The following is a 2,451-nucleotide window of genomic DNA, read 5'->3' as shown; positions in this document are numbered from 1 at the left end:
TGCCAACCCTTGGCGGCCCCGCCCCGCTCATGTCGATGAGTCGCGGATCGTCTCCATTGCCACGAAGGTGGAGGTGCTGGCGACATGCGGCAGGCTGGAGATGCGCTCGCCCAGCACTTCGCGATAGCGGCGGATGTCGGTGGTGCGGACCTTGAGCAGATAGTCGAAGCTGCTCGCGATCATGTGGCATTCCTCGACCTCGGGGATGCGCAGCACGGCGCGGCGGAAATCCGCCAGCGCCGCCTCGCGCGTGTCGGACAGCTTCACTTCGGCGAAGGCGATATGGTCGAGCCCGAGCTTGGCCGGATCGATCACCGCGCGAAAGCCACGGATGATCCCTTCGTCCACCAGCCGCTTCAGCCGCATCTGGCACGGCGTCTTCGACAATCCTATCTGGCGCGACAGGTCGGCCACCGACATGCGGCCGTCACGGCGCAGCAGATCGATGATCTTACGGTCGAACAGATCGATTTCCCTGTCTGAACCGTCGTCTGCCGTCATAATCGCTGCCAAGCCTTCACATTGAGGATGATAATCCTACATATGCCATGATGTTCAGGCAAATCGCCGAACGCTTCGGTGCTAAGGGGAGTTCATTCCCCGGGGGACCTTCCTTGCTCAAGCCTGTCGATCTGCCGCCGTTGTTCGCCGATTTCGCGCCGCCCGTCCGGGCGCCGTCGCCGCTGCGGCAGGCCATCACCGCCGCCTATCGCCGTCCCGAACCCGAATGCCTGGCCCCGCTGATCGCGCAGGCCGCGCTGCCCGCGCCGACGCGCGATGCGGTCGCGCGCACCGCCACCGCGCTGATCACCGCGCTGCGCGCCAAGCATCGCGGCACGGGGGTCGAGGGGCTCGTCCAGGAATATGCGCTCTCCAGTCAGGAGGGCGTCGCGCTGATGTGCCTGGCCGAAGCGCTGCTGCGCATTCCCGATGCCGATACGCGCGACGCGCTGATCCGCGACAAGATCGCGCGCGGCGATTGGCGCGCGCATGTGGGCGAGGGGCGCTCGCTGTTCGTCAACGCCGCCACCTGGGGGCTGGTCGTCACCGGCAAGCTGACCGGCAGCGTCAACGACACCGGGCTCACCGCCGCTCTGACCCGCCTGATCGCGCGCGCGGGCGAGCCCGTGATCCGGCGCGGCGTCGACATGGCGATGCGCATGATGGGCGAGCAGTTCGTCACTGGCGAGACGATCGGCGAGGCGCTCAAGCGGTCCCGCCCGCTCGAAGCGCGCGGCTTCCAGTACAGCTACGACCTGCTGGGGGAGGCGGCGACCACCGCCGCCGATGCGGAGCGTTATTACGCCGATTACGAGGCGGCGATCCATGCGATCGGCGCCGCCTCCGCCGGGCGCGGTGTCTACGGCGGGCCGGGCATCTCGATCAAGCTGTCCGCGCTCCACCCGCGCTACGTCCGCGCGCAGGCCGACCGCGTGATGAGCGAGTTGCTGCCGCGCGTGCGCGACCTCGCCGCGCTCGCCAAAAGGTACGACATCGGCTTCAACATCGACGCGGAGGAGGCCGACCGCCTCGAACTGTCGCTCGACCTGCTCGAAAGCCTCGCCTTCGATCCCGCTCTGGCGGGCTGGAACGGGCTCGGCTTCGTCGTGCAGGCCTATGGCAAGCGCTGCCCGTTCGTGATCGACTGGATCGTCGATCTCGCGCGCCGCGCCGAACGGCGGATCATGGTCCGCCTGGTCAAGGGCGCCTATTGGGATGCGGAGATCAAGCGCGCGCAGGTCGACGGGCTGCCGGATTTCCCGGTCTTCACGCGCAAGATCCACACCGACATCTCCTACATCGCCTGCGCGCGCCGCCTGCTCGCCGCGACCGACGCGGTCTTCCCGCAATTCGCGACGCACAATGCGCAGACGCTGGCGACGATCTATCACCTCGCCGGTCCCGACTTCGAAATCGGCAAATATGAATTTCAGTGCCTGCACGGCATGGGCGAACCCTTATATGACGAGGTGGTCGGCAAGGGCCGGCTCGATCGGCCGTGCCGCATCTACGCGCCGGTCGGCACGCACGAGACGTTGCTCGCCTATCTCGTCCGCCGTCTGCTCGAAAACGGTGCCAACTCGTCCTTCGTCAACCGCATCGCGGACGAGGAGGTGTCGATCGCCGATCTCGTCGCCGATCCGGTCGACATCGCGCGCGATATGGCGGTGCCGGGGCAGAAGCATGCGCTGATCGCCCTGCCGCGCAATCTCTATGGCGTGCGGTGCAATTCGGACGGGCTCGATCTGTCCGACGAAAATCTGCTCGCGCGCCTTGCCGATACGATGCGTTCCGGGGCCCATGCGAACTGGCGTGCGGCGCCGGCCGACGGCCGGGGCGATCCGCGGCCCGTGCTCAACCCCGCCGACCGGCGCGACGAGGTCGGCATCGTGATCGAGGCGAGCGCCGCGCAGGCGAGCGCCGCCGCGCGCGACGCGCTCGCGGCGGTCG

At 67.9% G+C, this 2,451-nt stretch carries 2 protein-coding genes; one reads left to right on the top strand and one right to left on the bottom strand.

The genetic code is table 11. The features are described from left to right. Positions 1-27 precede the first annotated feature (27 nt). Positions 28-501 (bottom strand): Lrp/AsnC family transcriptional regulator, encoded by a 474-nt coding sequence (locus tag ACOJSF_RS12855; protein WP_420142595.1) that lies wholly within the window; start codon positions 499-501, stop codon positions 28-30. A 113-nt stretch (positions 502-614) separates the two neighbouring features. Here ACOJSF_RS12855 and ACOJSF_RS12850 point away from each other — a divergent pair. Then, positions 615-2,451: proline dehydrogenase family protein (locus ACOJSF_RS12850; protein ID WP_420142594.1), on the top strand; the 1,837-nt coding region annotated here is incomplete at its 3' end.

Source organism: Sphingomonas sp. (genome assembly GCF_048594985.1).
GTDB lineage: Bacteria > Pseudomonadota > Alphaproteobacteria > Sphingomonadales > Sphingomonadaceae > Sphingomonas_I.
This window is presented reverse-complemented; position numbering and strand designations above follow the sequence as displayed.

Coding starts and splice junctions, on each gene's coding strand:
- ACOJSF_RS12855 (WP_420142595.1), bottom strand. CDS start 501: ATGACGGCAGACGACGGTTCAGACAGGGAAATCGATCTGTTCGACCGT.